Genomic DNA, 25,131 nt, shown 5'->3' with positions numbered 1-25,131 from the left:
GGCACCAGCTAGTTAGTTACTGCGCGCCACGACAACGGCCGAACGGCAACGAACCGCAAGCAAAACTGGGAGCCGTCACCTAACCGCGCACAAGCACCTTAGGCAGCGGCTCAATTGCCCAAGCTTCGCCCGGCAGGTACTTGCGCCCTATACCAGTCGGCAATCTGCGTACCGGTCATGAAGCAGACCTGGGGAGATTGCTGCAACAGGTCGAGCATCCGCTCGAAATAACCAAAGCGATGTGGCACACCCATCAGGTGCGGGTGCAGCCCCAAGGCCAGTATCCGAGGTTGACTCACCGCTTCGCGCTCGAACAACCTCAGGGTGGAGGCAAGCCGCTCGTAGAACTCCGGCGAGGCGTGCTTCTCCACTGCGTAAATCACGGAGTCGTTCAGTTCCAGGTTGTAAGGGACCGAAAGCAACGGGCCGTGGCGGGTGTCCATCCAGGCTGGCAGATCATCGAGCACCCAGTCGAAGACATGGTCGATTCCAGCCTGCTGGAGCAACTCCGGCGTCTCGCTGGTCTCCCGTAAGCCCGGGCTCAACCAGCCACGAGGACGGGTACCGGTAAAGGCCGCGATCTTGTCCAGCGCCACATTGATGACCTCCGCCTCGTTGAGTTCGTCCTGCATACCGCGCTGGTGCATACCATGGCCGATAAACTCCCAGCCGGCGTTCAACAAGGCTTCCGCCGCCTGCGGATAGGCATCGATGACGCTGGCGTTGAAACTGGTAGAAGCCTTGATTCCTCGGCTCTGTAGCGCCTCGATCATCCTCGGCAGGCCGCAACGCATGCCGTACTCAACCCAGGAGAAGTTCGGAATATCCGGCACGGATTGTCGACCGTGGGGAGGGGTGAGCAAGGTCCGAGGCATAGGCTGATCGAAACACCAATGCTCAACGTTGACCACGACATGCACCATGATTGAGCCTGAGGCCGGCGCGCGCAGCGCGGGCCGCTCATCAGGCATTGTGTAGGGAACTCTGGGATTTGCCACGAACCTTGGCCTCTCGTGTGCTGAGTTATAAGGATTTGGTTTACTCGCAAGCTTACGGTCAGCGCCCCTGGAATCGCGGCTCACGTCGCTCGGCGAAGGCCTGGCGTCCCTCTACGTAGTCAGCGCTGCGGAAGCACAGCTCCACCTGCTGGGCAATCGCCGCTGCAGCCACAGCTGGCACCTCGACCTGCGCCGCTGCGCGAATCGCAGACTTTGCGGCCCTTAGCGATAGCGGTGCATTAGCCGCTACCCGGGAGATCAGGGTTTCGACCTCCTCATCGAAACCCTCGCCTCGCAGCACCCGGTGCACCAGGCCGCTCTGTGCTGCCTCTACACTGTCGTAGTCCCTGGCAGAGAGGAACAACTCGGTTGCCTGGGCGGCCCCGAGAATGCTTACCGCTCGCTGCATACCACTCAGGGCATAGCCGAGACCCAAGCGCGCGGCCGGCATGCGAAAACGTGCATTCGCCGCCGCATAGCGCAGGTCGCAGGACAGCGCCAGGCCGATGCCGCCCCCAAAACAGTAGCCCTCGATGACCGCGATTACTGGGTGTCGGCAATTCTGCAGCCCGCTCTGCGCTCGATCGACCGCCTCGTCATAGGCCATGACTGCCTCGTCGCTCGAACGCAGAGCCTGAAACTCGGCGATGTCGGCGCCGGAGACGAAGGCGCGACCGCCTTCGCCGCGCAAGACGATCAGGTTGATATCCGTGCGAGCGTCCAACCGGCTGACCAGGTCGCCCAGCTGGCACCACATCGCCAAGGACATCGCGTTGTGGCGCGACGGGTTGTTGATGCTAATGCGCGCGACCCTGTCGGTCACTTGCAAGTCGATACGGCCGACTGTCATCTAGACCACTCCTTGCGCGCGAAACGAGCGCAGGCGCTCCGAGTCGTAACCGAGTTCCGTGAGAATCTCATCGGTGTGCTCACCCCAACCCGGTGCCGCGGCGGCGATCGCACTCTCGGTGCGTTCCAAGCGAACCGGCTGAGTCACTACGCGACGGGGAATCCCAGTTTCGGCGATCACCTCCTTCACCACCCCCAAATGCTGAACTTGAGGATCCTCGAACATCTCCGGCACCGTATAGACCGGCCCGGTCGGCACGCCGGCACGATTGAGCAGATCTACCCAGTGGGACACCGACTGAACGGAAAACACCGCCTGCAGCTGCGCATTGAGCTTGCTGCGATTCTTGACCCGCAGTTTTTCATTGGCATAGTCAGGGTCGTCGAGCCATTCAGGGCGGGCCAGCGCGGCGCACAGGCGCTGCCAACTGCCCTCCCCCGAAGCCCCAAGGTTGAACAGCCCATCGACGGCCTGAAACAGCCCCATCGGACTGCTCGTCGGGTGGTCGTTGCCGGCCTGCTGCGGTACGTCACCCTCGTTGAGGTAGCGAGCGGCCTGAAAGTCCATCATGGCGATCATGGTGTGCAGCAAGGATGTGTGCACCCACTGCCCCTCTCCGGATACCTCCCGCTCGAGCAACGCGATGAAGATCCCCAGCGCCGAATACAGGCCCGCCGCGGAATCTGCCACGGCCAGGCCTGCGCGTACCGGCCCCTGCTCGGGAAAGCCGGTAACGGACATCAAGCCCCCCATGCCCTGGACGATCTGGTCAAAACCTGGACGTCTCGCATAGGGGCCACTCTGGCCAAAGCCGGAGATGCTCGCCAGGATGATGCGCGGGTTGATCGCGCGTAGCGACTCATAGTCAACGCCGAGCCGCGCCTTGACGTCAGGCCGCCAGTTCTCCACCACGACATCGGCATCCTTGACCAGACTGCGGAAGATTTCCAAGCCCTCGGGTTTCTTTAGGTTAAGGGTCAGCGAACGCTTGTTTCTGTTGAGGTTCTGAAAATCACCACCGAGACGGTCGGCGGCGAACATGCCTTCATTCGGATCGACCCCTTTGGGCGGCTCGATGCGAATCACATCCGCACCGAAGTCGGCCAGCATACGCACGCAGGTCGGGCCAGCCCGGACTCGCGACAGGTCGAGGACACGAAACCTGGCAAGGGCGTTGGAAGAATTGATCTTGGCCATGATTACCTCTTGATACTTATGCGAGTGGAACTGCCATCGTGGGCTAGCGGCATGGGGGCAAATCCGTTTGCACCGAACAGCTCACGCTCGACCCGGTAGGCAAAAGAAAGCAGGCTTGTTTCGCTGAAAGGGCGACCGATCGCCTGCACAGAAACCGGCCGGCCGTGGACATCAGTGCCGACAGGGAAAACGATGGAGGGAAGTCCTAGGTAGTTGACGAAGGGCATCAAGCGGTACAGAGACGCCAGCGCCCGGCCGTTGAAACGCGGTGACAGGGAGTGCACCTCATCCCAGTTCGGCACCCCATCCGGTAGTGCTGGCATGAGCAGGACGTCAGCCTGTTGGAAGTACTCGGCGACGACCCGCTTGGTCCATTGCCAGCGCCCCGCCAGCGCCGTGGCATACCAGACAGCCGGCATAGCGATGCCAGGCAAAGCCACCGCGCGCACCATTGGCCCCAGGTCGGACGGGGACTGCCGCAGTCTGGACAGGTGAACCTGGGCAGCCTCTACATGCAGCAGCGTTTCGGCATAGGCGGTCAGCTCCTTTAACCAGGGCGTCGCGCACGGCCTGACCTGGCAAGCCGCTGGCAGCTGCTGGATGAACTCCTGAAGCACGATCAGCACGTCCTCGCGCACCACCGTCGCATCGAAACAGTAGCGGATGCGCGGTGACGGATTGGCCAGCAACGCGTTCTCCAACAGTTCCGGAGATGCCAGTGCTTCACGCAGTACACGTAGTCCGCGGGTCGCGGTGGCGGCCAGAAGATTCGCAGCATCGGCGGCCGAGCGGGCAATGATCCCGACCGTGTCCAGGCTGGGCGCCAGGGGAAAGACCCCAGCACTGGGCATTAGTCCGCGCGTGGGCTTGAGCCCCAAAACGCCACAGGTCGCCGCGGGGATCCGCACCGAGCCGGCGGTATCCGTACCGAGGGATGCGTAGCAAAGCCCTGCAGCCACCGCCACCGCCGAGCCACTGGAAGAGCCGCCAACGGCGGCGGCCTGATCCAATGGATTCACAGGCTCGTCGAACTGCATGCTCTGCCCGGTCGCACCACAGGCGAACTCAGCCATACACAGCGAGGCCAACTCGCTGGCGCCAGCTGCATCTAGTCGCGATAGGACAGAAGCGTTCGACCGCCGTCGGCTAACCGCTGGCGGCCGCTTGTGGCCGCAGCTGGCTGGTCGGTCAATGCGATGGAAGATGTCCTTGTGCGCCAGGCCGACGCCGGCTAACGGCCGCCGGGAGACTTTCTCGTCTGCAGCGGACAGCTCGTGGATCGCGGTGACACAGCGAAACTTCTCCGCGTTCAAGCGCAAATGTTCCAATTGTGCTTCAAGCGCTTCGCGCACGCTGAACTGACGAGCCGTCAGCGCTTTACGTAAACCGCTCAAAGTCACAGGTAATACACCGCCGTTCATTAGCACGCCCGCCCTGTGGATGCGCCGCCAGACCGTTCATCCCATGACGTGTGGTCTGAATGAAAGACCTGCGAGAGTCGGTCGCAAACCTTGCCGACCATCAACAGTTCATCGGCGCTGACCGGCACATTCAAGACCGTGAATACCGTCTGTCCTGAGGGGAAAGTTTCTCTGCGAGCAGGTATGCCGGCGCGAGCCGGGTCATCAAATTGAGCAAGTGTTGGTGGGGTGGCAACTTTCATTTAACCCTCCGGACGAAGACCAGAACCAGCATCGTTGCGGTAATCTGAAGCGCTGCCACGGCATACAGCCCAGACGAAAAGCTGCCGGTGGCAGTCTTGAGAGAGCCCATGAGATAGGGCGCAACGAAACCGGCCAGATTGCCGACGGAGTTCACCAAGGCAATCCCCCCCGCAGCTGCGGTGCCGGTCAGGAATGCGGCCGGCAGCGACCAGAACACCGGGAACGCGGCCAGAATGCCGATGGCAGAGAGCGACAGAGCGCAAAGGGCGACCACCGGACTGGCCAAAAAGACGCCAGTGAGAAACAACCCCAGCCCCGCGACCAAGGTCGCTATTGCGCAGTGCAGACGGCGCTCCCCTGTTCTATCGGAATGGAAGCCACTCCATAGCATCGCCAAGGTGCCAAGAATGAACGGGACCGACGACAGCAGGCCGATCTGCAGCTTACTGTCGATGCCGAATTCCCTAATGATCGAGGGTGACCAGAAGGCAATAGTGGCGTTGCCGCTGACGATGCAAAAGTAGATCGCCGCACACAGCCACACCCATGGATTGACGAACATCGCCCGCAGCGACGAGCGCTTGTTGACGTCCCGGTTCTCCTGCTCAAGCGCTACCTCCACCGCGCGCTTCTCCGCCTCACTCAACCACCTGGCGTTCTGCGGTTTTTCAGGCAGATAAAACAGGGCGGCGATACCCGCCATTACCGAGGGGGCCCCTTCGATCAGGAACAACCACTGCCAGCTCGCGTAGCGCCCCACGCCCTCCATACCACTCATGATCAGCCCGGCGAGGGGACCGCCAATCACCCCAGCTATGGCGAAGGAGGTCATGAACAGGCCATTAATCGACGCACGCCGGCGTGCTGGAAACCAATAGGTGAGGTAGAGGATCACGCCAGGAAAGAAACCGGCCTCGAACACGCCCAGAAGAAAGCGCGCCACATAGAACTGCCCCGGCGTCGTAACGAACGCCATGGCCATGGAGGTAATTCCCCAAAGTACGGCGATGCGCGCCAGGGTCCGACGCGCACCGATCTTCTCCAGAAGCAGGTTGCTAGGCACCTCGAAGAGGAAGTAGCCGATAAAGAAGATGCCCGCGCCCAGACCGTAGACGGCCTCACTGAATTGCAGGTCGTCGAGCATCTGCAGCTTTGCAAAGCCGACATTGACTCGATCGATCCAGGCCAAGAGGAAGAGTAACGCCAGAAAAGGAATGAGCCGAAGCGCGATCTTGCGATAGGTCGCTTCCAGCAGAACGGCGGGCCCCTCAACGTCCGAAGACGGTGCAGGGCCAGTGGTAGTCGCCATTGCCATGACTGCCTCCTGTAGCGGGGATACATAAGGACCATGAGCCAGGGATTGCGCCCGGGAGTCATGGCATTGATGAAGGCCTCTCTATAAATATATTTATAAACTGTTTTTTTACATTTACCAGCGTTTTTTTAATCACGATGGACGAACGGCAGCTAGACAGCTCATACCGAGCATGGACCCTCATTCACTCCGATACAGGTGAGCGACACGCAGGTGACCTGCAGTTGTCTGTGGAAGGCGCTTATGGGCCGGCTGGCGGACGATCACGAGAGCCGGCCGAATTGGTGGGAGATGGGCAAGTTGGAGGTATCAGGACTGCACCCAAGGCGCCGGGCAGGCACCTAACGTCAGGCCGATATCGACGCTGGAGGACGGAGCAACGCACCGGCGAGCGGGCGGCTCACGCAGCATGAGGTAGAGGGAGCAAACGATAGGCGTGGCCACCCGCAGGCAGCATCAGTACCTGGAGGGGAATGTTTGGAGAGAATACGGATGCGCTCTCGGCCGCCTGTCAGGCGGCTCCGCGCGACCAGCGCTCCATGGTCAGGCAAGCAGCTCCTGAGGCAAAGTGGCGACGAAGGACGCAAATCCCTGCACGCCTAACCCGGGACTCAAGTGACGCACCATCGCCTTGTAAGCGGCCGCGCCGTCGTGGCTAAGGATCGCCGTAACCACATCCCTGTGCTGCGCCCAGGAGGACTGGAGATGGCCGACGGCGCCGAATGCATGCTGGCGGTAGGCACCAGTGCGTGCACGGATCTGGAAGATATGCTCACGCAGGAACGGATTTCGACAACCGCGGTAGATGAGTTCGTGGAACTTCTGGTTGGCCGCCTTCCAGGCCTCCAGGTCATTGGCCTCGACCACCGGAGCCGCCGCCTCCAGCACTTGCTCGAGCTGCTGACGCTCGCTATCGGTCATGCGCTCGCAGGCCAGGCGCGCGCACAGCCCTTCGAGCTCAGCGAGCAACTCCCACAGGGCCAACAGCTGCTGCAGGTTCATCTTGGTGACGATCATGCCACCGCGCGGCTGACTGGTGAGCAAACCCTGCGCTTGGAGCTGGAGCATCGCTTCGCGCAGGGGCGTGCGGGATATCTTGTATTTGCGCATGAACTCGGCTTCGTCGATCACCGTACCCGGCGGCAGCGCCCCGGTACGAATGCCATCTTCGATTGCAAGTCTGATGCGTTCCGCTGCCTTCACCTGGCCGTTTCTCCTGGATTCGTGGCCGACCAAAGATATTTGATCGTCCTATAAATATACCAATAGAAACGACCAGTTCACCAGTCAGGCTGGAGACGTCGCCAGATCCACGATACGTCGTACGTCGGAAAGATTCTCCAGGTCATCCAGCGCCGCCAGCAATGCATCGCGTTGATCCTGCTCTATTGGGACCGGTGCCGAACGCAGACAGGCATCGAACTTCGCCACCTGCCGTGAACGCACCAGCGGCCGCTGCGGATGGCCAAGCATCGCCGGCACTTCGATGCGCAGGGTGCGCCCGTCCTGCAGCTCGACCTCGACCGTCTGGGGCCCGAGGGCATTCTCGTCGCCAATGCCGTTGTCCAGCACCTCGACCCGCTGGGCCAAGGCCAAACGTGTCGGGTCGTTAAGCTGCTCCGGGTCGAAGTCTTCGATTCCCACCTGCCCGGTGAGCAAGGCTGCGGCGATGCTGTAACCCATGCACAACTTCGCGTAGCCGACGTTCATCCCTTGGATCGCCGGCCGGCCGACCAGGCGCACCACCAGAGGTGGCACCAGTATGCGGACTCGAACGACGTCAACAGCCTCGAAGCGCTGCTCGGCTAGCAGCGTCAGGACCCCATCGATGCCGCCGTGACAGGCGCGCCCTGTGGGGAAAGGCTTGTGGCTCATTCGTGCGATCTGGTAATCCTGTCCGAGATCCGCGCTAACCCTGGACCAGTCGGCCTGGCCGTCGAACAGCACGAAATAACCGTAGGGTCCCTCGAGGATATCCTTAGGACCAATGAAACCGGCGCGGGCTAGATCAAACGCAGTGACTGCCGCGCGGGCATTCAAGCCGACCTGTAGGGCCACAGTCGGCGTACCTTCGATATGCGCCTGCATGGTGCCGGAAAGGTGGCTGTACATGACACCCAAGGCATTGTGCAGCATGGTCCGGTCGAACCCAGCAAGCTTGCTCAGGGCCGCGGTGGCGCCAAGGGCCCCGCACATTGCGGGCCGGAAGAAGCGCATCGGCGCGCCCTGTGCCATGCCGATGAACGCCGCCACATCCACCCCGAGTACCAGGGCCAAAATGAGTTCCTTGCCGCTTGCGCCACCTCGCCGCTCGGCTTCAGCCAGCAGCGCCGGAAGGATCGACGCCAAGGTATGGACGACGGCGCGGTCGTGCACGCAGTCGAACTCTTGATTGTGTATCTGGTAGGCGTTGAGCATGACCGCCGACGGGACCGGCAGTCGCTCCCCAGTCCCCAGGACCCGGGCATCGGGAGCGCCGCCCCACGCCATGGCCACCTGCTTGACCATGGAGTTGCAAGGGTGTCGGGAACCTGAAATGCCTACACCAATGCTGTCCAGTATGAACACTTTGGCAGCGGCAACTGCCGCCGCGGGTAGATCCTCGTAACGGGTCTCACTCACATGGTCCAACAACTGGGTTATTGCATTCATCGGCATCCTCAACATTCTCTATCCGCAGTGGCTCAGCCTGCTCTGTAGGGCAGCCAAAACGGTCCACATTCTCTCGCTGTATCGATCACAGGCCCCAAACCCCGGCGCCGCGCATCGCGCTCAGACCATCCCGGTGCATGGGGGAGCCGTTGCCGTCTAGCCGCTGGCCCGCACCATATTCATCATGCGGGGCTGCCGGCTCGCTGCAGAAGGCGACGAGCACGCCCCAACACCGGAGCATCGACCATCTGACCGTCCACCACGAATACCCCGGCTCCGCCACTGCCAGCCTCCAGCACACGCCGTGCCCAGGCTAGCTCCTCAGGGGCCGGCATCAGTGCCTGGTGGACCACGGCGACCTGGCTCGGGTGGATGCATAGCAGACCGCCAAAGCCCATGTCACGGGCATCGCGGGCCGCCCGGTCGAGCCCGGCCTGGTCCTGGATCGCCGGGAACACGCTGTCCAGCGGTGGGGCAAGGTCGGCCGCGGAGGAATGTAATAGAATCGAATACCGCGCCTGGTCGAGCATCCGCTCCGCCGCCGCCGTGCCGCTGGCCAATCCCAGATCGAGGCCCAGATCCAGGGCGCCGAACGACAAGCGCTCGACACCGGCGGCGCAGGCGATATGCTCCAGCTGCATCAACCCCCGAGCGCTCTCAATGATCGGCCAGATCGGCTTGCCGCTGTCAGCGGCCAGGGAGACTTGCTCGACGTTCTCCACCTTGGGCAGCAACAGGCCGATCACGCCGTGATGGCGCCTGCACAAGGCGATATCCGCCGCCTGCTGGACATGGCCCGGAGCATTGATGCGCACCAGCAGACGAACATTCGGATTACAGTCCAGAAAGGCGTCGAGATTAGACCGCGCCTCAGCCTTCGAGCTTTCCTGCACCGCATCCTCAAGATCGACTATGACCGCATCGGCGCCGCTCGCCAATGCCTTGGCGAAACGCTCCGGACGCGTGGCGGGGACGAATAGAGCAGAGCGAATCATCGAATTAGACATATCCATGGGATCCTTTCGTTAACCACTGCATTGTGTGGAGCTCGGGGGTCGACTCGCCCACCAGCTGGCGACTGCATAGCCAGCCATCAGCGGCCAGCGGCGCATCGCCAAATCAATGGCCGAGTGGGTGGTCCCTGAGCCCGGCGGCGGCGTGGCACCGTCGAACCGGTTTTGCAGGGAACAACCCATCCACCCGACCAAACTCTTGCCTGTCCCAATGGGGCAACAGGTTGCATAGTCGATCTGCCTGAACCGACGCCAGTGCGCGGATGGCCTCTGGCGAGCGGCCCACGGTCAAATCAGTCGATAGATGTCTGGCGCCTCGCGCAGGGACCGGGCGCGCTCGATCAACCCGTCGGCCTGATCGGCGTTCAGCGCACCGGCGAACGCCACCAGACTCCGGAACTTGTCCTCCTGCTCCTGGCGAGAAAGACTGTTACCCGGGTCGCCCTTCGCCTCGTCGATGGCGCACAGCAGTCGACGGCCATCGACCGTGACCACCTCGACCCTGCCCAACCAGCGCTTCGGATAGGCGGCGTCGACCTCGGCGTCCAGCTTCATGCTTACTTTGCGGCTGAAGGCCACTACTCGAGGATCGCGGTACAGGTGATCGGCAAACTCGACGACACCGGCCCTACCATGTACGGCAATGAGCCCCAGTACCGCGCCCATCGAGAATTTCGCCTGATAGGGGGTCTGCGGGGCCTCCCACTTGAGCAGGTCAATGGCACCTTGATGCACCCGCGCGGATACCGCAACGATTTGCTCATGGCTCAGGCCCTCGCGCTGCATCAAACTCGACAAAGCGTCTGCGGCCGGATGGGTATGGCGGCAGGAAGCATGGAACTTGAACGAAGTTTCACATAGCGCCCATCTACTCCCCAGCCCATCAACCAAGCAGCGCGGGTCGGCATCATCTGACATCGCCACGCCCATGCCCTGCTCGCCTTCGAGGATGTTCTGCGCCGCACTCAAGCCTTCCGCGGTCATGTAGGCGGCGAGCAGGCCATCGGCAGCGGCCTTGGCGATGTGCAGCTGTTTGGTATCGGCGGCGTCATGCAGAAACTGCCAGAGCCCTGAGGCCTGGGTACCGGCACTGCCGAGCAGGTGAATGAACTGTTGCTGGTTGAACGACAGCAGCTTGCCGACCGCCACTGCAGCGGCCAAGGTTCCGACTGTGGCCGTGGTGTTGTAAATGCGGTAGTGCGAGCGACCGAGGAATTCGCCGATGCGAATACCCGCTTCATAACCAGCGACCGCGGCGAGGATCAACTCGCGCCCTGACCGCCCCAGCTCCTGCGCCGCCGCAACCGCCGCTGGAAAGACCACCGCTCCAGCGTGCAAGACCGCACCATTGTGCACATCGTCCTGCTCCAGCATGTGCGAACTGGCGCCATTGACCAGGGCCGCGAAGTACGCCGAGCTGCGCTCGCCATTTGCCAAGATCTGACTGCGCCCGGCAGATGGCCCCATGCGCCGGGCATAGCGCTCGAACAGCGGGAGCGGGTGCATACCCCGGCTGGCCAGGGCGCACCCCAGCCAATCGAGGAACAACGCCTCGCAGCGCTCAATCGCCACCTCAGGCAGATCGTCGTAGCTCAGCGCCGAGAGAAAACCGGCAAGGGTTAGGGTGTTATAGCTCATCGGTCCAATGCCTCAGAAGGACCGCGGCAGCTCGAGCAGGTGCTCGGCCACGTAGGACAGGATCAAATTGGTGGAAATCGGCGCCACCTGGTACAGGCGAGTCTCGCGGAACTTGCGCTCAACGTCGTACTCGTTGGCGAAGCCGAAGCCACCATGTGTCTGCAGGCAGGCGTTGGCCGCCTCCCAGCTCGCTTTCGCCGCCAGGTACTTGGCCATGTTTGCCGCCGCTCCCGCGTTGAGACCGGCGTCGTACTCCTCGCAGGCTCGCCAGCGCATCAAGTCGGCGGCCTCGATCTCGACATGGGCCTCGGCAATGGGGAACTGCACGCCCTGGTTCTGGCCGATTGGGCGGCCGAACACCACGCGGTCGCGGGCGTACTGGGCGGACTTCTCGGTGAACCAGCGGCCGTCGCCGATGCACTCGGCAGCGATCAGGGTGCGCTCGGCATTGAGGCCGTCCAATATATAGCGAAACCCCTTACCCTCCTCACCGATCAGGCTGCTGGCGGGAATCTCCAGGTTGTCGAAGAACAGCTCGTTGGTCTCGTGGTTGACCATGTTGGCGATCGGCTGCACGGTCAGGCCGTTGCCGATGGCCTCGCGCAGGTCGACCAAAAATATGGACATGCCCTCGGACTTCCTCTTCACCTCGGCCAGCGGTGTGGTGCGCGCCAACAGGATCATCAGGTCGGAATGCTGGATGCGCGAGATCCACACCTTCTGGCCATTGATCACGTACTTGTCACCCTGGCGTACTGCGGTGGTCTTGATCTTGGTAGTGTCGGTGCCGGTGGTGGGCTCGGTGACGCCCATCGATTGCAGGCGCAATTCACCGCTGGCCAGCTTCGGCAGGTAGTAGCGCTTCTGTTCCTCGCTGCCGTTACGCAGCAGGGTGAACATGTTGTACATCTGCCCATGGATGGTGCCGGAGTTGCCACCGCAGCGGTTGACTTCCTCCAGGATCACCGAAGCCTCTGCCAAACCCAGTCCCGAGCCGCCGTACTCTTCCGGGATCATCGCCGAGAGCCAACCAGCCTGGGTCATGGCGGCGACAAAGGCCTCGGGGAAACCCTTCTCCTCGTCAATCTTGCGCCAGTACTCGGCGGGGAACTCGGCGCAGAGGGCGCGCACGCCTTCGCGGATGGCATTCAGCTCTTCGTTTCGGTTGGCGTTCATCACGTGGCTCTCATGTCGGTGCAGGATCGGCTCCTGCGCGATGGATAGGGCGCGGACAGCAGCCGCGGCTAGTTCAAATCAGTCGAACTGCACCTCGGCGCGCTGCGCCAGGCCGTTTTGGTCGCCGGCCCACAACTCGGCGCTGTTGGCATCGAGCCGGCGCCCGCCAACCGCGAACGGCTGCGGTGCGATCAGTGGCCGTACACCACGGAATGCGAAACGGCGCAGGCGCGCCTGGGGATTGGCGCGGCAGAAGGCGCGCAGGTTCAGGGTGGCGGTCAATGGCCCCTGGACCACCAGTCCTGGGTATCCCTCTGTCTCTGTGGCGTAGGGCCAGTCGTAGTGGATGCGATGGGCGTTGAGGGTGACCGCGGAATAGCGAAACAACAGGGTCGCACTGGGCGTCACCGCCTCCAGCCAATCGGCCGGCGGCAGCGGCTCGCCGCTTCCGTTCTTAGGAGGAGTCGGCTCGCGGTAGACGATATCCTGCTCCTCTCGAAGCGCCAGATAGTCCTCCTGGAGGTAATCGTGGCGCAGGGTGACAAACAGCAGGTCGCCGGTTCGTCCGCGCTTCTCCTCGATGTGCGTGATGGTCGAAATCTTCCGCGCCTCAAAGCCAACCTTGAGTGGCGCGATGAACTCCACGCGACCACCAGCCCACATCCGATTACGGTTGTCCGCTGGCGGCAGGAAGCCGCCGCGCGCCGGGTGGCCGTCGAGCCCCAAGCCACACTCCTCAACGGGCTCCTGGAAGAAGGCCCAATGCCAAAGTGGCGGCAGCGGCTTGCCATACGCGGGCACCTGCTCACTGAGGGTCGCGGCGATGCGCTTGACCAAATTGAGGCTGAGTTGATCTCGAGCCTCTTCGGTGCGCCCGATCCAGGCCGAGAAAGCGGGTTGATTCATCGAGGTGGGTTCCGTTCACATGCTGATTTGCAATACGTCGCGTACACAATGCACAAAATGCTCTGTGGTCTTGACTCGCTTGCATTCTTGGCCCGCTCCGACAACCCCGTCCAACTAATAAAAACGTACGCCAGGGATAGAAAAATCCTTTTCCTCGGCTAGTTAACAAGTCGAGCAACTAGTGACGCGATTCAGATCGAAGCGCAGTGATACGCCATGCCACGTCGTGAGTGGTACGCGTCAGAGTGAGGAGATGGCTGGTGCGTTGAGGTGGTAAACAGCAAAGGTGGCAGAGTCGCGCCGAGAGCCACCTGGCGAATGACGTAAGAGGTTGAGGTCAGAGACAACCGCTGGCCTCCGCGCCGCGGTTGGGGGTACGAGTCCCCCTCTCCCAGGCCTTGCGGGCTCAGGCCGTTTCCTGCCCCTTGTCGGGAATCAATACAGAGATCATCGCTTCGCCCATCTGGGCGCCGTACTCACAAAGCGCCTCACACGCGAGGGCAATGATGTCTTCATTCAGCTCGAGGCCCGGCCCCGTATGCCAGGTGGCCACCAGCCCCAGCGCAGACGGCTGCGCAATGCCATCGAGAATGGTCAGCACGCCCCGACTCAATTCGTCGCTGACCACCGCAGCCGGCAACAGTCCGACCCCGAAGCCTGTACGAATCAAGTGCGTCATGGCTGCCACGGAGCTAACGCAACTTACCCGGGGTGTACTGACGTTAGCGCTATGCAGCAGATTGAGCACATCGAGGTGTGGACGCGAATTCTTCGAGAAGGTGATGATCCGCTCTTTTGTCAAGTCAGCCAGCGAAGCGTACCCCCGGTGATACAGCGAGTCGGCTGGGACGATCCAGCTCACGGGAAAGGTCGCCAGCTCCAGGTTGCGCACGCTGTCGCTGCGAACCATTTCGACCTGAAAGCTGATATCTAGGTAGCCCTTCTGCACCTGATCACTGAGATTGCGTGTGGTATCGACCGTCAGCTCGATCTCCAGACTCGGGTAACGCTCCATCACCTTGGTGATGAAGGAGCTGAGCCAGGTGTGTATGACCACATCGATAGCGCCGATGCGGATGCTGCGCCTTACGTTATCGCTGTCGCCGATCGACTGCTTGAGCTCCTGCAGCGTGTTCATCATGTGCTCGGCGTACTCCAGCACCTTCTGCCCGGAAGGCGTCAACGAAACACCCTTCGAATCCCGCAGAAAGAGCCGCGTACCCAGCTCGTCCTCCAAAGCAGCAATCCGGCTGGAAACCGACGCCTGGGTGGTAAACATCTTTTCAGCGGTCAGGCGAAAGCTCTTCAGGCGAGCCACCCAGACCAGGGTTTCGAGAAATTTCAGGTTCACGGTCGTATCGAACCTCGCGGCGATTAGGGAGAGTCGAAAGTACAAGTTTTTGCCGATCATACACCCGCCGCGATAGGTGACCATGCATCCTCCTCGCGGCTCCGGGTATAGCGATTTGTTATCGCGGGGAGATGCTTTTTTTCGTTAGACGTCAACCATTTGCCCTTTCATAAATACGCGAGGGAACGGGCAAGCCCACAACAACAACAGGCATAGAAAATGCGCCTTGCCAAACAGTGGTGAACCACCGCCGCGCGTTTTTGCTTCCAGGAGTACCCCGCATGACACCTCGCAATCGCATGGCTGCACTGCTGATTCTCGGCACCAGCCTTCCCGGGCTGGCCAACGCCGAGTTCGTCGGCGACAGCAAAGGCAGCCTCGAGCTGCGCAATTTCTACTTCAATCGCGACTTTCGCCAGGACAACGCCGCCAGTAATAAGGCCGAGGAGTGGGCACAAGGATTTATCCTGCGCCTGGAGTCGGGCTATACGGAGGGCCCGGTCGGTTTCGGCATCGATGCGGTAGGCATGCTGGGGCTGAAGCTCGATTCCGGCGATGGCACCGCCGGCAGTGCGCTGCTCCCCGCCGACCGCTCGGGTGGCTCACAGGACGAATACTCCAAGCTGGATCTGACCGCCAAGCTCAAGGCCTCCAACAGCACACTGCGAGTTGGCTCTCTGGCATTTCGTAGCCCGATCGCGTCGTCCAACGACTCACGTCTGCTGCCGGGGTCCTTCCGCGGTGCACTGCTGAACGTGCAGGAGGTCGACAATCTAGTCCTTCAAGGGGGCCAGATTGACCGGGTTAAAGCCAACAACTCGACCAACTACACCGAGATGAGCGCCCGACGCATAGGCGGCACAAGCGATTCGTTCGTCTTTGGCGGTGGAGACTACAAGCTAACCCCCGAGCTGACCGCGGGCCTGCACTACGGCAAGCTGGAGGATGTCTATCAGCAGTACTACGGCACCCTGGTCTACTTGCAGCCGCTGGGTGAAGGCCAGTCATTCAAGGCCGACCTGCGCTATGCCAAGAGCCAAGAGGACGGCAGCTTCCGCGATATCGACAACACTGCCTTCGGCGCCATGTTCACCTACACCCTGGATGGCCATGCCTTCGGTGCCGGCTATCAGCGCATGGGCGGCGATGATCCATTCCCGTACATCAGCGACAGCGATCCTTACCTGGTGAACTTCGTCCAGATCAACGACTTCGCCAATACCGACGAACGCTCGTGGCAAGTGCGCTACGACTACAACTTCGCCGCGGTCGGCATCCCCGGCCTCACCTTCATGACCCGCTATATCTCTGGCGACAACATCCGGGTGGGCGCGAGCGGCAATGAGAAGGAATGGGAACGCAACACTGACCTCGCCTACGTGATTCAGGACGGCCCGCTGAAGAATCTCGGTATCAAGTGGCGCAATGCAACTGTGCGCTCCACCTTCGGTAACGACATCAACGAGAACCGCCTGATCCTCAACTACACCCTGCCCCTCTGGTAAGCACTCGACACGGCCGACGGCACCCCGCCGTCGGCTCTTTCTTTTCGCCGACAGCTAATGGAACTGGAGGTTCTGGCGTTCACCCCGTCTACCTGACTGCCGACTCTTCAGCCTTAGCGAGGAGTCAACATGCAACTCCATCTTTCTTGGAAACAGAAATTCCGCCTCCTGATCGCAATCGCCCTGGCCAGCCTGGCCCTGATGGCCGCCTCGTCGTTCTGGGCGAGCCAGCGGCTAAATGATGCGTTCCGCGCCCGAGAAGCCGCCACCGGTTATGCCGGTGCCTCGTTCAACCTGATGAACGCTTGGCTCAAGCAGGGCAACCTGCGCAAGTCCCTCAGCGCGGACAGTGCAGAGGACTTCCAGCAACGACTGATCGACCTGGAACAGTTGGCTCAACGACTCGTGCCTAAAGCTAAGGACCTGGGCCAGACCGCCATTAGCGAAGGTGCCTCACAGGTGCAGGCGCTCGTGCAGCAGGAAACCGGCCTTCAGCGCAAATGGTTGGAGCTGCGTCAGCAACTGGGCCTGACTCCTTCAACCGGCCTGCGCCAAGAGCTGGTGGCCGGCGGAGATTCGCTGGAGGAGATCAGCATCGGTCTGATTCAACCCTATGTCACTGCAGCCCTGAACGGACAGCGCAACTACCTGACAACATCGGACCCGAGCTACGCGGAAAAGACCAATGCCGCTCTGGAAAAGATGCAGGCCAAGATTCAGGAGTTGAACTGGCAGGACAACCCTATCGGCCAGGCGGTGGCACGCTTCGCACAGGCCTTCGCCCAGGCCGAGCGCCTGGTTGGCCAGATTGACCAGCTCGAAATGCAGATCGAAATGCTTGGTCAACAGGTCCAGCAGCAGATTGACGAGCAAAACCGCATGCTGGAGACAGGTCTCCTCGCCAGTACCGCCAGACAAGCGCAAGAAGCCCGCAGCTCTTCGAGCCTGACGATGGGCATGACCTTCTCCGGCGTGGCACTCTTTCTGCTGCTGAGCCTGAGCCAGGCATCGCGAACCCTCCTGACCCAACTAAACAGGGTCACCGAACTGCTCACCCGGGTTGCCTCGGGCGACCTGACCGGCACCATGGCCGTGGGGCGCAACCCGAGGGACGAATTCAACCAACTCGGCGAAGCGACCAATCGAATGGTCCGGGGTATCGGCCAGATCGTGGGCCATGTGGTCGACACCAACCAACAGCTGGGCGAACTGCATCGCTACCTGCACGACGCCATGCGCCAGCTCGGCGAGAACAGCACCCAAGTGGAAATGCAGACCGAGCAGACCGCCTCGGCGTCCCACCAGATCTCCGCGACCATCAATGAGATGGCCCAACGCACCTCGGACGTCGGCACCGCTACCCACACAGCGTATGACTCGGCCCGCAAGGGCGCCGAGATCATCGGCGCCAGCGTCGAGAGTATGGGCCGTCTGTCGAAGCTGATTCAGGCGACCCATAGCCAGGTCGAACAGCTCAATCGCTCCAGCGGTAAGGTGACCGGCATCATAGATGTGATCAATAGCCTGGCCGACCAGACCAATCTACTGGCGCTAAATGCGGCCATCGAGGCGGCCCGTGCCGGAGAGGCGGGACGAGGCTTCTCGGTGGTAGCCGACGAGGTTCGTACGCTCGCGCAGAAGACCGTATCGGCCACCACCGACATCGCCCGCATTGTCGGTGACTTCAAGCAACAGACCCGCAGCATGGATGAGTTGATGACCGATGGCCTGGCCGTGGCCGCCAAAGGCGAACAGCATGCCGGCCAGGTAGCCGAGGCCATCGGGGCGATCACCTGCTCGATGGAGCAGCTGACCGCGGAGATGAACCAGGTGGTCGTCGCGATCGAGGAAATATCCAGCACCACCGAGGACATCGCCGACAAGATGCAGGAGGTCAACCTGCACATCGGAGAAACCAAGAGCCTGCGCCTGACCCTGGAGCAGCACACCCAGGGCCTGTCGGCCCAGGTGGAGGCCTTGAGTCGCAGCGCACGACAATTCCGTATTGCCTGACCTTTCACACCATGAGCGCCCTCACTCTGCTGGGGCGCGCCCCTCGGCAACTACCCTTCAGGAAGAACAATAAATGACATCAGCAACAGTCTTGGCGTTGAGTGCCTTCCCTGAGCAGCTAGAGCGCTTTTTCTTGGCAGTACCCGAACCCCACCAGCACTGGGCTCCCGCCTCTTGGGAAGGTATTCCGAGCGAGTCCTTCACGGCCATCGAACAGATATGCCACGTGCGGGACATCGAAGTGGAGGGTTACCACGCTCGCTTTCGGCGCATGCTGGAGGAGGATACCCCGTACCTCGAGTCCATCGATGGATATGCTTTGGCCAGGCAGCGCCGCTATTCCGAGGCCGCCCCCGAGGTCGTGTTCGAGGATATTCGCGCCGCGCGCTGCAAAACACTTGAGCGTCTACAAGGCCTGAGCGACCTGCAGTGGGCCCGAACGGGCTATCTCGAGGGCTATGGCCGGCTTACCGTCATTGGCCTTGTGCACTACCTGTGCAGTCATGACCAACAGCACCTGGCGGGACTGCAGTGGTTGCTGGGTCGTATGCAGTCTGGTGCCACTGCCCCGTTCTAATCTGATGCCGACTGAACATCGCGACACAGAAAGTCCTCCACTGCAACCCCAAAATGCGGGGAGGCAGACCGGAAAAAATGCTGGTTGCTTGCCGTCAAGAAGGTAAGCCGAGGTTTACCTTCTTCGTCAGTCGCGCACCCCGGTTAGCCTGGACAAACGAGACCAACTCAGCCTGAGCAAGTGGCCGACTGAACAGATAGCCCTGGCCGTAGTCACAGCCGTGAGCGCGCAGAAAAGCCAGTTGCTCGGGCGTTTCAATGCCCTCGGCGAGTATCTTCAGACTCAGACTCTTGCCCAGGCTGATGACACTGCGGGAGATGGCCGCGGCGCTGCACTTGCTAAGCGAATCCTGAACGAAACTGCGATCGAGCTTGAGCTTGCTCACCGGAAAGCGCTGCAGATAGCTCAGCGAACAATAACCGGTGCCGAAATCGTCGACCGCCAGGCCGACCCCCAGTTCTCGCAAAGCCTGGGTAGCCGCTACCGCCAGATCAACATTGCGCATCAGCTGAGTCTCGGTCATCTCCAGCACCAGCATTTCGGCCGGGAATCCCGTCGCAACTAGCACCGCGTCGACCCGTTCGGCCAACTCCGGTTGCTGGAACTGCAGCGCGGACAGGTTCACCGCCATCTTCAGCAGCGGTAAACCCTGTGAATGCCAGGCGACGGCGTCGGCGCAGGCGGTCCGCAGAATCCATTCGCCGATCGGTATGATCAGCCCGCTCTCTTCGGCCAAGGGAATAAACTCGTCTGGCGCCAGCAGGCCGCGACTTGGATGCTGCCAGCGCAGCAGGGCCTCGACACCGAAGATCTGACCAGTGGAAAGCTGTACCAGAGGTTGGTAGTGCAGTACCAACTGCCCACGCTCAAGGGCAAAATGCAGGTCTCGATTAAGCTCCAGTCGAGCGACGCTGCCAGCATTCATCTCGGCCAGGTAGCCATGGATACTGTTGCGACCACTGGCCTTGGCACTGTACATGGCGGCGTCGGCGTTCACCAACAACAGCTCCGCCTGCTGGCCATGCGCCGGATACAGGCTGATGCCGATGCTACTGGTGACCAGCAGCTCCTCGCCGGCCAGCTGGAAGGGTCTGCGCAACTGCGTTGCGACACGCTCGGCGACCGTATTGATGACCGCGTCGTCGTCGCCGATGTCACCAACCAGCAGGACGAACTCGTCGCCGCTGATACGCGCCACGGTGTCGCCCTCGCGCACGCAGGCACAGAGACGCTCGGCCACCATCTTCAGCAACTCGTCACCGACCGCATGGCCGAGGCTGTCGTTGACCGCCTTGAAACGATCCAGATCGAGGAACATCACCGCGAACCGACCTGACGCGCGCTGCGTCTGCTCTATCATGCGCGTCAGTCGCTCAAGCAAAAGAGCCCGGTTGGGCAGCGCCGTCAGAAAATCGTGGGCGGCCATATGCGCAAGGGCTCGGGATTGGCTCTCAAGGGACTTGGCTAGAGCCATCGATTGGCGCAGCTGCAGGAAGAACAGCACCAGCAGCAACGATCCACTGACCGCCGGAGCAGCGATGACCCAGAAGCTCTGCATGTGGGAAAGCTGCTTGAGCAGCTGTTCGTTACGCAGCTGGGCGTTCAGCAGGAACTGCTTGCCCAGTTGCAAAAAACTGATGCGGGAGTCATGCAGCAGCGCACGGATCTGGGCGTAGTGCGGATCACGCCGCTCGGGGGCAAGGTCAGCGATCAGCGGCTCGATTCTATCAAGTGCCACTGCCAGGCGATCGACTGCGGCACGCACCTCGGCGAACGCCAACAACTCTCGATTGGCCTCGCCCTCATGAAATACTCGCAGGCGGCTGACCAACAGTTCAAAGTGCAGCTGCACCGACTCCAGACTCTGCGTGTCGAGCGGTTCATCCCCGGTGTAGTCGCGCAGACTGTAGAGAAAACGCTGGACGTCCTCGTAGGTCCTGAACAGGGTGTGGGTATGGTGTCCGACACGCAAAGTCGCCAAGCTGTTGGCCTGGCCAATTTCCCGGTAGGAGAAATAGAGCGCGGCGATGAACACCGCCAAAGCTAGCAGCAGGCGCCACATTCCGTGTTGCCGCCACCAGTGCCTGACCACCGAACGCTCATGAAGGTGCGATAAAGGCTGTGCCCAGGACAAGCTCATTCGACCACCAGATGACGCAGCTGCCAGACCATCCTCTGATCGCTCTCCAAGCCCTTGAGCTCGGGAAACTCATCCAGTGGAAATATCATCCACAGTGGGCCCTTGTCGCGAATGGCCATGTATTGGCCATTGCGCTTGTAGGCGATGATCGCCGGATAATCGAGCAACAACTCGAGGCTCATGGTGGCTTCGTAGCCGTTGAGCGCCACGGCTCGTACAGTCGCCCCATGGCGAATGAACGGCTCCAGCAGCTCGTCAGCACGTACACCAGTGAAACGCTGCAGTCCGTCGGTCCAGGAGGTATGGGTATCGAGGGTCGTCCCCCCCATGGCCTCCAGGGTCGCGAGATCGAAATCGACCGACTTCCCGCTGGATTCAGTGACCGTCAGCAAGATTTCGCCCTGGGCACTTGCCAGCGGTGCGGCAACGGCCAGCAGTGCAGCGAGCAATACCCCCGGCAACCTATTCAGAATCATTTTTGGTCTCTCCCTACCCCCCAAATGGCATAGGCCATTGGGGGGGGAACCTGTTCCCTTGCACTGCGTTGGAGCAGCGTTAGATCCCTCGAACTCTCGGCTTCATACTGGCGACGGCACCGAGAGCCTGGCCATCTAGTTGGCGAATACCGAGGGCATCCACAACGCCAACCCCGGGAACGCGGCAAGCAGGGCCACCATTGCAAAAAGCGCGACAACGAAGGGCATGCCGCCCATGAACACCGCCTGCATCGAACCACTCTTGCGCAGGCTCTGTACGACAAACAGATTGAGTCCAACCGGTGGAGTGATAAGTGCGGTTTCAACCAGGACAATGATCACCACGCCCAGCCAGATCGGGTCGAAGCCGAGGGCGATCATGATCGGCGCGACGATGGGGATGGTGGTGATCATCATCGACAGGGTTTCCATGAAGCACCCTAGGACCACATAGAAGATCACCACTATCAGCAGCATCAACATGGGCGACAAATTGAGCCCGACAATGCTTTCGGTAATTGCGTTGGTCAGCCCAGTCGCCGACATCACGAAGTTGAGAAAGGCCGCGCCGATGACGATGATCATGATCATCGCGCTGGCCCGCATGGTTCCCTCTACCACCTCGCGTAGCATCTGCACGCTCAGGCGGCGGAAACAGGCGGCCAGTACCAGGGCGCCGACTACGCCTAATGCGGCGGCCTCGGTCGGCGTGGCGATGCCCGCGTAGATCGAGCCCACCACCAGCAGGAATATCCCGAGCGGCGGCGCCAGGTCGACCAACCTGATGCAGCGCTCGCGCCAGCTGGCCTGGATCCGCTGTCCACCCCAGGTTGGCTTGACGATGCAACAGATGATGATCATCAACATGAACAACGCCGCCATCAGCAGACCCGGCACGATACCGGCCAAATAGAGCTTCGGCACCGATGTATTGGTCAGCACGCCATAGATCACCAGGTTGATCGAGGGTGGGATCAATATTCCCAGGGTGCCACCGGCCGCGATGCTGCCTAGAAACAGCGGCTCGTTGTAGCCATAGCGCTTGATCTGCGGCAGCGCGACCGTGCCCACGGTCGCCGCCGTCGCCACGCTGGAGCCGGAGGTGGCAGAAAACAGCGTGGAGGCACCGATATTGGCATGCATCAAGCCACCGGGCAGCCAGGACAGCCAGAGGCTCATGGCACTGTACATGCGCTCGGCGAAGCCGGCGCGCAGCAGTATTTCCCCAAGCATGATGAACAGCGGTATGGCCACCAGCAGGAATTCGGTGCTGGAGCTCCAGGTCAGCTCGCCGATGGCCCTAGTCAGCGGCAACATCGAATACAGCGGATCCAGAATCAGGCCTAGCACGCCCAAGGCCGCGGCGATCGGTACGCTAAGGCCGATCAGGGTTAGCAAAATAATCAGTGCGACAGGAATCATACTGTTTCTCCCCGAACAATCCGCTGACCCAAGGCAACTTCGGTCGCCGCCTCTTCCTTTGCCGACTTGACACCACACAGCTGCTTGACGACTTCGATGTCACCCGTGATCAGTGCGATCGACGCCCGCAACAGCATCAGAGCCAGGACCACCGAGAACCAGGCCAGTCCCGCCAGCCAGAGGCCCTGGGGCATCCACAACGGCGTGGCCAATGGAGTATTGGCCGCCGAGTCCTGTACCCAAGAGCTCATCACGACGTCGTAGGCGAAATAACTGAGGTAAGCGGAAAACACGCCGAGCGCGACCAACGCCAGCCAATCCACGAGTGCGCTGATACGCAGGGGTAAGTATTGATAGAGCACGTCCACGCGGACGTTCGCACGCTCCAATGCGGTAAACGCCAGCGCCCAGCTGCTGCTGATAGCGAAGGCATAGCCAGACAGTTCGTCGGCACCACCGACAGTAATACCGAACAACCGGCGCAGGCAGATATCGTAGGCAATCAACAATACGCTGGCGATCGTCAAGCCGCCGCCAAAGTAAACGGCGGCACGCGACATCATGGACGCCTTGTTGATCAAGAACGAGAGACAGACGAAATCACGGGAGGGCATGGCAGTATCCGAGGGCAAAACGCCCCGTTTGCAGTTGAGCGAGGCCTCTTCTAGGAGGCCTCGCGGCACGTCTTGGCGAGGGCTTACTTGTTTGCGGCGATGTTCAACGCCCTGCCCACCGTGGCATTAAAGTCCGCCACGCACTGCTCAGAACAACGCTGTGCCCACTTGCTGAGCACATCCTCTCGGATGCTCGCCAGCAGCTGCCGATCAGCCTCACTCGGCTCGACCAGGGTCATCTTGCCTTTGTCCGGATAGGGGCAACTGGCCGCACCAGTGTTGCAGTCGTAACCTTCTTGCGTCTGCTTGGCTGCCGCGCTCCAGATGTTATCGACCATGGTCGTGATATGGCCCTCCAGGAAGTCGCGAACCTGCGGATCGATCTTGTCCCAAGCCTTCTGGTTAACCGCATGAATCTGCTGGTTCCAGTTGATCGGCAGCGCATACAGGTGGGTCGACACTTCGTACCACTTGCCCGAGTAGCCGGACAACGAACCGGTGATCGCACAATCCACCAGATTGTTCTGCAGGGCCGGCACTACCTCGCCAAAAGACATGGTCACGCTGGTGCCACCCAAGGCCTCGATAAAGTCAGCCTGAGTCCGGCTACTGGTACGCACCCGCTTACCCTTGATATCAGTCAATCCCTGAATGTCTGCGTTACAGAACAGAACTTGACCCGGGTAGGTAGAAATACCCAGCAACTTGATACCAGCATCCCCGCCGTAGTGTTTGGTGTAGATCGGCTTGAAGGCATCAGTGACAGTGCGCGCAGTGGCGGCATCCGGCGACAGTCCAGCCAGATCGATTGCTTCGTTGATCGGATTGTCCGTGGCGAAGTAGGCCAGTGTCGCCGTACCGAACTCGATCACGCCCTGAGACATCAGACGCATCATCTCGGGCCCTTTGAGGCCCATTTCGTTATAGCCTTTGATGTCCGCACTGACCTGACCATTCGATAACTCGGGAATTTCCTTACTCCAGAATGGCTTCTCAAAATCACTGTAGGCGGTGAGGTTACTTACACCACCGACAACTTGTAACTTGGTCTTCGGAAGATCCTCTGCATTGGCAGAACTTATTAGCATTGTACTGACGAGCGCGGCAATTATTGTTTTCATGTTCAGTCCCATCCGGTGAGTAGTGGTTAGGCCAGCGCGACGAGACTCACCCACCTCGACACGCATCTACAGTAATTTGAGGTGACGATCGCACTTACCCGACACCCATCCCGCATTGCCAGCCATAGCAGATCTGAACTTCCGCCGACCGAACACAGAAATTCGACTACCAAACTCCAGCCTTGATTAGTTGAACGGTGCTACGCGGATGCCCTGTCAAATACCTTACGCGTATTCTTGCGCTGCCCTAACGCCGAGTCCAACCAATAAAATCAGACGCGGGATATAGGATTTTCTGTTCAGCCCTAAAGCATCTGACGTCTATGCCAGGCTAGTTCCGCCTTGCAACCACCGCACGCTGCACTCACGCTGGATATGCATATCAAACAGTCGCTTGGACTGGTCGCAACGCGTCAGATCAGGCATGGCTGATCACTCGCCTCACCGAGGCCTGCGACAAATTGTCGGCGGCTGCATATGGCCGATGGCACCGTGGCACGCAT

General features: G+C 60.9%; 21 protein-coding genes. 3 read left to right on the top strand and 18 right to left on the bottom strand.

The window, feature by feature from the left end:
• Positions 1-110 precede the first annotated feature (110 nt).
• From SBP02_RS05675 to SBP02_RS05615, 13 genes are all read right to left on the bottom strand, one after another.
• Positions 111-923, bottom strand: a complete 813-nt coding sequence (locus tag SBP02_RS05675) for a polysaccharide deacetylase family protein (RefSeq protein WP_318645423.1) — start codon at positions 921-923, stop codon at positions 111-113.
• A gap of 133 nt (positions 924-1,056) precedes the next feature.
• Positions 1,057-1,848, bottom strand: coding sequence for an enoyl-CoA hydratase (locus SBP02_RS05670; protein WP_318645422.1), 792 nt, complete (start codon positions 1,846-1,848; stop codon positions 1,057-1,059).
• Positions 1,849-3,045, bottom strand: coding sequence for a CaiB/BaiF CoA transferase family protein (locus SBP02_RS05665; RefSeq protein ID WP_318645421.1), 1,197 nt, complete (start codon positions 3,043-3,045; stop codon positions 1,849-1,851). It lies immediately after the preceding gene.
• Positions 3,046-3,047: 2 nt separating this feature from the next.
• Entirely contained in the window at positions 3,048-4,466 is a 1,419-nt protein-coding gene (locus tag SBP02_RS05660) for an amidase (RefSeq protein WP_318645420.1), read from the bottom strand.
• The gene (locus SBP02_RS05655; RefSeq protein WP_318645419.1) at positions 4,466-4,708 is read right to left on the bottom strand and encodes a hypothetical protein; all 243 of its coding nucleotides are present in this window, start codon (positions 4,706-4,708) and stop codon (positions 4,466-4,468) included. The genes SBP02_RS05660 and SBP02_RS05655 overlap by 1 nt, the downstream gene beginning before the upstream one ends.
• Positions 4,705-6,024, bottom strand: a complete 1,320-nt coding sequence (locus SBP02_RS05650; RefSeq protein ID WP_318645418.1) for an MFS transporter — start codon at positions 6,022-6,024, stop codon at positions 4,705-4,707. The genes SBP02_RS05655 and SBP02_RS05650 overlap by 4 nt, the downstream gene beginning before the upstream one ends.
• Positions 6,025-6,567: 543 nt before the next feature.
• Positions 6,568-7,227: a GntR family transcriptional regulator gene (locus SBP02_RS05645; protein ID WP_318645417.1), complete on the bottom strand. Its 660-nt coding sequence runs from the start codon at positions 7,225-7,227 to the stop codon at positions 6,568-6,570.
• An 84-nt stretch (positions 7,228-7,311) separates the two neighbouring features.
• Positions 7,312-8,676: an MmgE/PrpD family protein gene (locus SBP02_RS05640; RefSeq protein ID WP_318645416.1), complete on the bottom strand. Its 1,365-nt coding sequence runs from the start codon at positions 8,674-8,676 to the stop codon at positions 7,312-7,314.
• A 182-nt stretch (positions 8,677-8,858) separates the two neighbouring features.
• The gene (locus SBP02_RS05635; protein WP_318646308.1) at positions 8,859-9,683 is read right to left on the bottom strand and encodes an HpcH/HpaI aldolase/citrate lyase family protein; all 825 of its coding nucleotides are present in this window, start codon (positions 9,681-9,683) and stop codon (positions 8,859-8,861) included.
• 294 nt (positions 9,684-9,977) lie between these two features.
• A complete protein-coding gene (locus SBP02_RS05630) occupies positions 9,978-11,327 on the bottom strand; it encodes an MmgE/PrpD family protein (protein WP_318645415.1) in 1,350 nt (449 codons plus the stop codon).
• 12 nt (positions 11,328-11,339) lie between these two features.
• Entirely contained in the window at positions 11,340-12,503 is a 1,164-nt protein-coding gene (locus SBP02_RS05625; RefSeq protein ID WP_318645414.1) for an acyl-CoA dehydrogenase family protein, read from the bottom strand.
• Positions 12,504-12,581: 78 nt separating this feature from the next.
• Positions 12,582-13,409, bottom strand: coding sequence for a transposase (locus SBP02_RS05620; RefSeq protein WP_318645413.1), 828 nt, complete (start codon positions 13,407-13,409; stop codon positions 12,582-12,584).
• 406 nt (positions 13,410-13,815) lie between these two features.
• Positions 13,816-14,760, bottom strand: coding sequence for a LysR family transcriptional regulator (locus SBP02_RS05615; protein ID WP_318646307.1), 945 nt, complete (start codon positions 14,758-14,760; stop codon positions 13,816-13,818).
• A 281-nt stretch (positions 14,761-15,041) separates the two neighbouring features.
• Here SBP02_RS05615 and SBP02_RS05610 point away from each other — a divergent pair, with 281 nt between their 5' ends.
• The 3 genes from SBP02_RS05610 (at position 15,042) to SBP02_RS05600 (ending at position 18,855) form a co-directional block, all read left to right on the top strand.
• A complete protein-coding gene (locus SBP02_RS05610) occupies positions 15,042-16,265 on the top strand; it encodes an OprD family porin (RefSeq protein WP_318645412.1) in 1,224 nt (407 codons plus the stop codon).
• A gap of 129 nt (positions 16,266-16,394) precedes the next feature.
• On the top strand, positions 16,395-18,278 hold the full coding sequence (locus tag SBP02_RS05605) for a methyl-accepting chemotaxis protein (RefSeq protein WP_318645411.1): 1,884 nt from the start codon (positions 16,395-16,397) through the stop codon (positions 18,276-18,278).
• Between the two features lie 73 nt (positions 18,279-18,351).
• The gene (locus SBP02_RS05600; protein WP_318645410.1) at positions 18,352-18,855 is read left to right on the top strand and encodes a DinB family protein; all 504 of its coding nucleotides are present in this window, start codon (positions 18,352-18,354) and stop codon (positions 18,853-18,855) included.
• A 94-nt stretch (positions 18,856-18,949) separates the two neighbouring features.
• On the opposite strand, the gene SBP02_RS05595 is transcribed toward SBP02_RS05600, so the two are convergent.
• The 5 genes from SBP02_RS05595 to SBP02_RS05575 all read right to left on the bottom strand — a co-directional run bounded on the left by SBP02_RS05595 (position 18,950) and on the right by SBP02_RS05575 (position 24,628).
• On the bottom strand, positions 18,950-20,917 hold the full coding sequence (locus SBP02_RS05595) for a putative bifunctional diguanylate cyclase/phosphodiesterase (RefSeq protein ID WP_318645409.1): 1,968 nt from the start codon (positions 20,915-20,917) through the stop codon (positions 18,950-18,952).
• 74 nt (positions 20,918-20,991) lie between these two features.
• The gene (locus tag SBP02_RS05590) at positions 20,992-21,471 is read right to left on the bottom strand and encodes a hypothetical protein (RefSeq protein WP_318645408.1); all 480 of its coding nucleotides are present in this window, start codon (positions 21,469-21,471) and stop codon (positions 20,992-20,994) included.
• Positions 21,472-21,606: 135 nt separating this feature from the next.
• Positions 21,607-22,893, bottom strand: coding sequence for a TRAP transporter large permease (locus SBP02_RS05585; RefSeq protein ID WP_318645407.1), 1,287 nt, complete (start codon positions 22,891-22,893; stop codon positions 21,607-21,609).
• Positions 22,890-23,507: a TRAP transporter small permease subunit gene (locus SBP02_RS05580; protein WP_318645406.1), complete on the bottom strand. Its 618-nt coding sequence runs from the start codon at positions 23,505-23,507 to the stop codon at positions 22,890-22,892. Before SBP02_RS05580 ends, SBP02_RS05585 begins: the two co-directional genes overlap by 4 nt.
• Positions 23,508-23,590: 83 nt before the next feature.
• Entirely contained in the window at positions 23,591-24,628 is a 1,038-nt protein-coding gene (locus tag SBP02_RS05575) for a TRAP transporter substrate-binding protein (RefSeq protein WP_318645405.1), read from the bottom strand.
• Between the last annotated feature and the right edge of the window lie 503 nt (positions 24,629-25,131).

This window comes from Pseudomonas benzenivorans (assembly GCF_033547155.1).
GTDB lineage: Bacteria > Pseudomonadota > Gammaproteobacteria > Pseudomonadales > Pseudomonadaceae > Aquipseudomonas > Aquipseudomonas benzenivorans_B.
The sequence above is the reverse complement of the archived record's forward strand: the minus strand, read 5'-3'. Positions and strand labels throughout refer to the sequence as shown.

Excerpts from the sequence above, each read along its gene's own strand:
- SBP02_RS05650 (WP_318645418.1), bottom strand. The coding sequence starts at position 6,024 with ATGGCAATGGCGACTACCACTGGCCCTGCACCGTCTTCGGACGTTGAG.
- SBP02_RS05630 (WP_318645415.1), bottom strand. The coding sequence starts at position 11,327 with ATGAGCTATAACACCCTAACCCTTGCCGGTTTTCTCTCGGCGCTGAGC.
- SBP02_RS05580 (WP_318645406.1), bottom strand. The coding sequence starts at position 23,507 with ATGCCCTCCCGTGATTTCGTCTGTCTCTCGTTCTTGATCAACAAGGCG.
- SBP02_RS05585 (WP_318645407.1), bottom strand. The coding sequence starts at position 22,893 with ATGATTCCTGTCGCACTGATTATTTTGCTAACCCTGATCGGCCTTAGC.
- SBP02_RS05605 (WP_318645411.1), top strand. The coding sequence starts at position 16,395 with ATGCAACTCCATCTTTCTTGGAAACAGAAATTCCGCCTCCTGATCGCA.
- SBP02_RS05670 (WP_318645422.1), bottom strand. The coding sequence starts at position 1,848 with ATGACAGTCGGCCGTATCGACTTGCAAGTGACCGACAGGGTCGCGCGC.
- SBP02_RS05600 (WP_318645410.1), top strand. The coding sequence starts at position 18,352 with ATGACATCAGCAACAGTCTTGGCGTTGAGTGCCTTCCCTGAGCAGCTA.
- SBP02_RS05595 (WP_318645409.1), bottom strand. The coding sequence starts at position 20,917 with ATGTGGCGCCTGCTGCTAGCTTTGGCGGTGTTCATCGCCGCGCTCTAT.
- SBP02_RS05665 (WP_318645421.1), bottom strand. The coding sequence starts at position 3,045 with ATGGCCAAGATCAATTCTTCCAACGCCCTTGCCAGGTTTCGTGTCCTC.
- SBP02_RS05590 (WP_318645408.1), bottom strand. The coding sequence starts at position 21,471 with ATGATTCTGAATAGGTTGCCGGGGGTATTGCTCGCTGCACTGCTGGCC.
- SBP02_RS05655 (WP_318645419.1), bottom strand. The coding sequence starts at position 4,708 with ATGAAAGTTGCCACCCCACCAACACTTGCTCAATTTGATGACCCGGCT.
- SBP02_RS05635 (WP_318646308.1), bottom strand. The coding sequence starts at position 9,683 with ATGTCTAATTCGATGATTCGCTCTGCTCTATTCGTCCCCGCCACGCGT.
- SBP02_RS05675 (WP_318645423.1), bottom strand. The coding sequence starts at position 923 with ATGGTGCATGTCGTGGTCAACGTTGAGCATTGGTGTTTCGATCAGCCT.
- SBP02_RS05660 (WP_318645420.1), bottom strand. The coding sequence starts at position 4,466 with ATGAACGGCGGTGTATTACCTGTGACTTTGAGCGGTTTACGTAAAGCG.
- SBP02_RS05625 (WP_318645414.1), bottom strand. The coding sequence starts at position 12,503 with ATGAACGCCAACCGAAACGAAGAGCTGAATGCCATCCGCGAAGGCGTG.
- SBP02_RS05640 (WP_318645416.1), bottom strand. The coding sequence starts at position 8,676 with ATGAATGCAATAACCCAGTTGTTGGACCATGTGAGTGAGACCCGTTAC.
- SBP02_RS05620 (WP_318645413.1), bottom strand. The coding sequence starts at position 13,409 with ATGAATCAACCCGCTTTCTCGGCCTGGATCGGGCGCACCGAAGAGGCT.
- SBP02_RS05610 (WP_318645412.1), top strand. The coding sequence starts at position 15,042 with ATGACACCTCGCAATCGCATGGCTGCACTGCTGATTCTCGGCACCAGC.
- SBP02_RS05575 (WP_318645405.1), bottom strand. The coding sequence starts at position 24,628 with ATGAAAACAATAATTGCCGCGCTCGTCAGTACAATGCTAATAAGTTCT.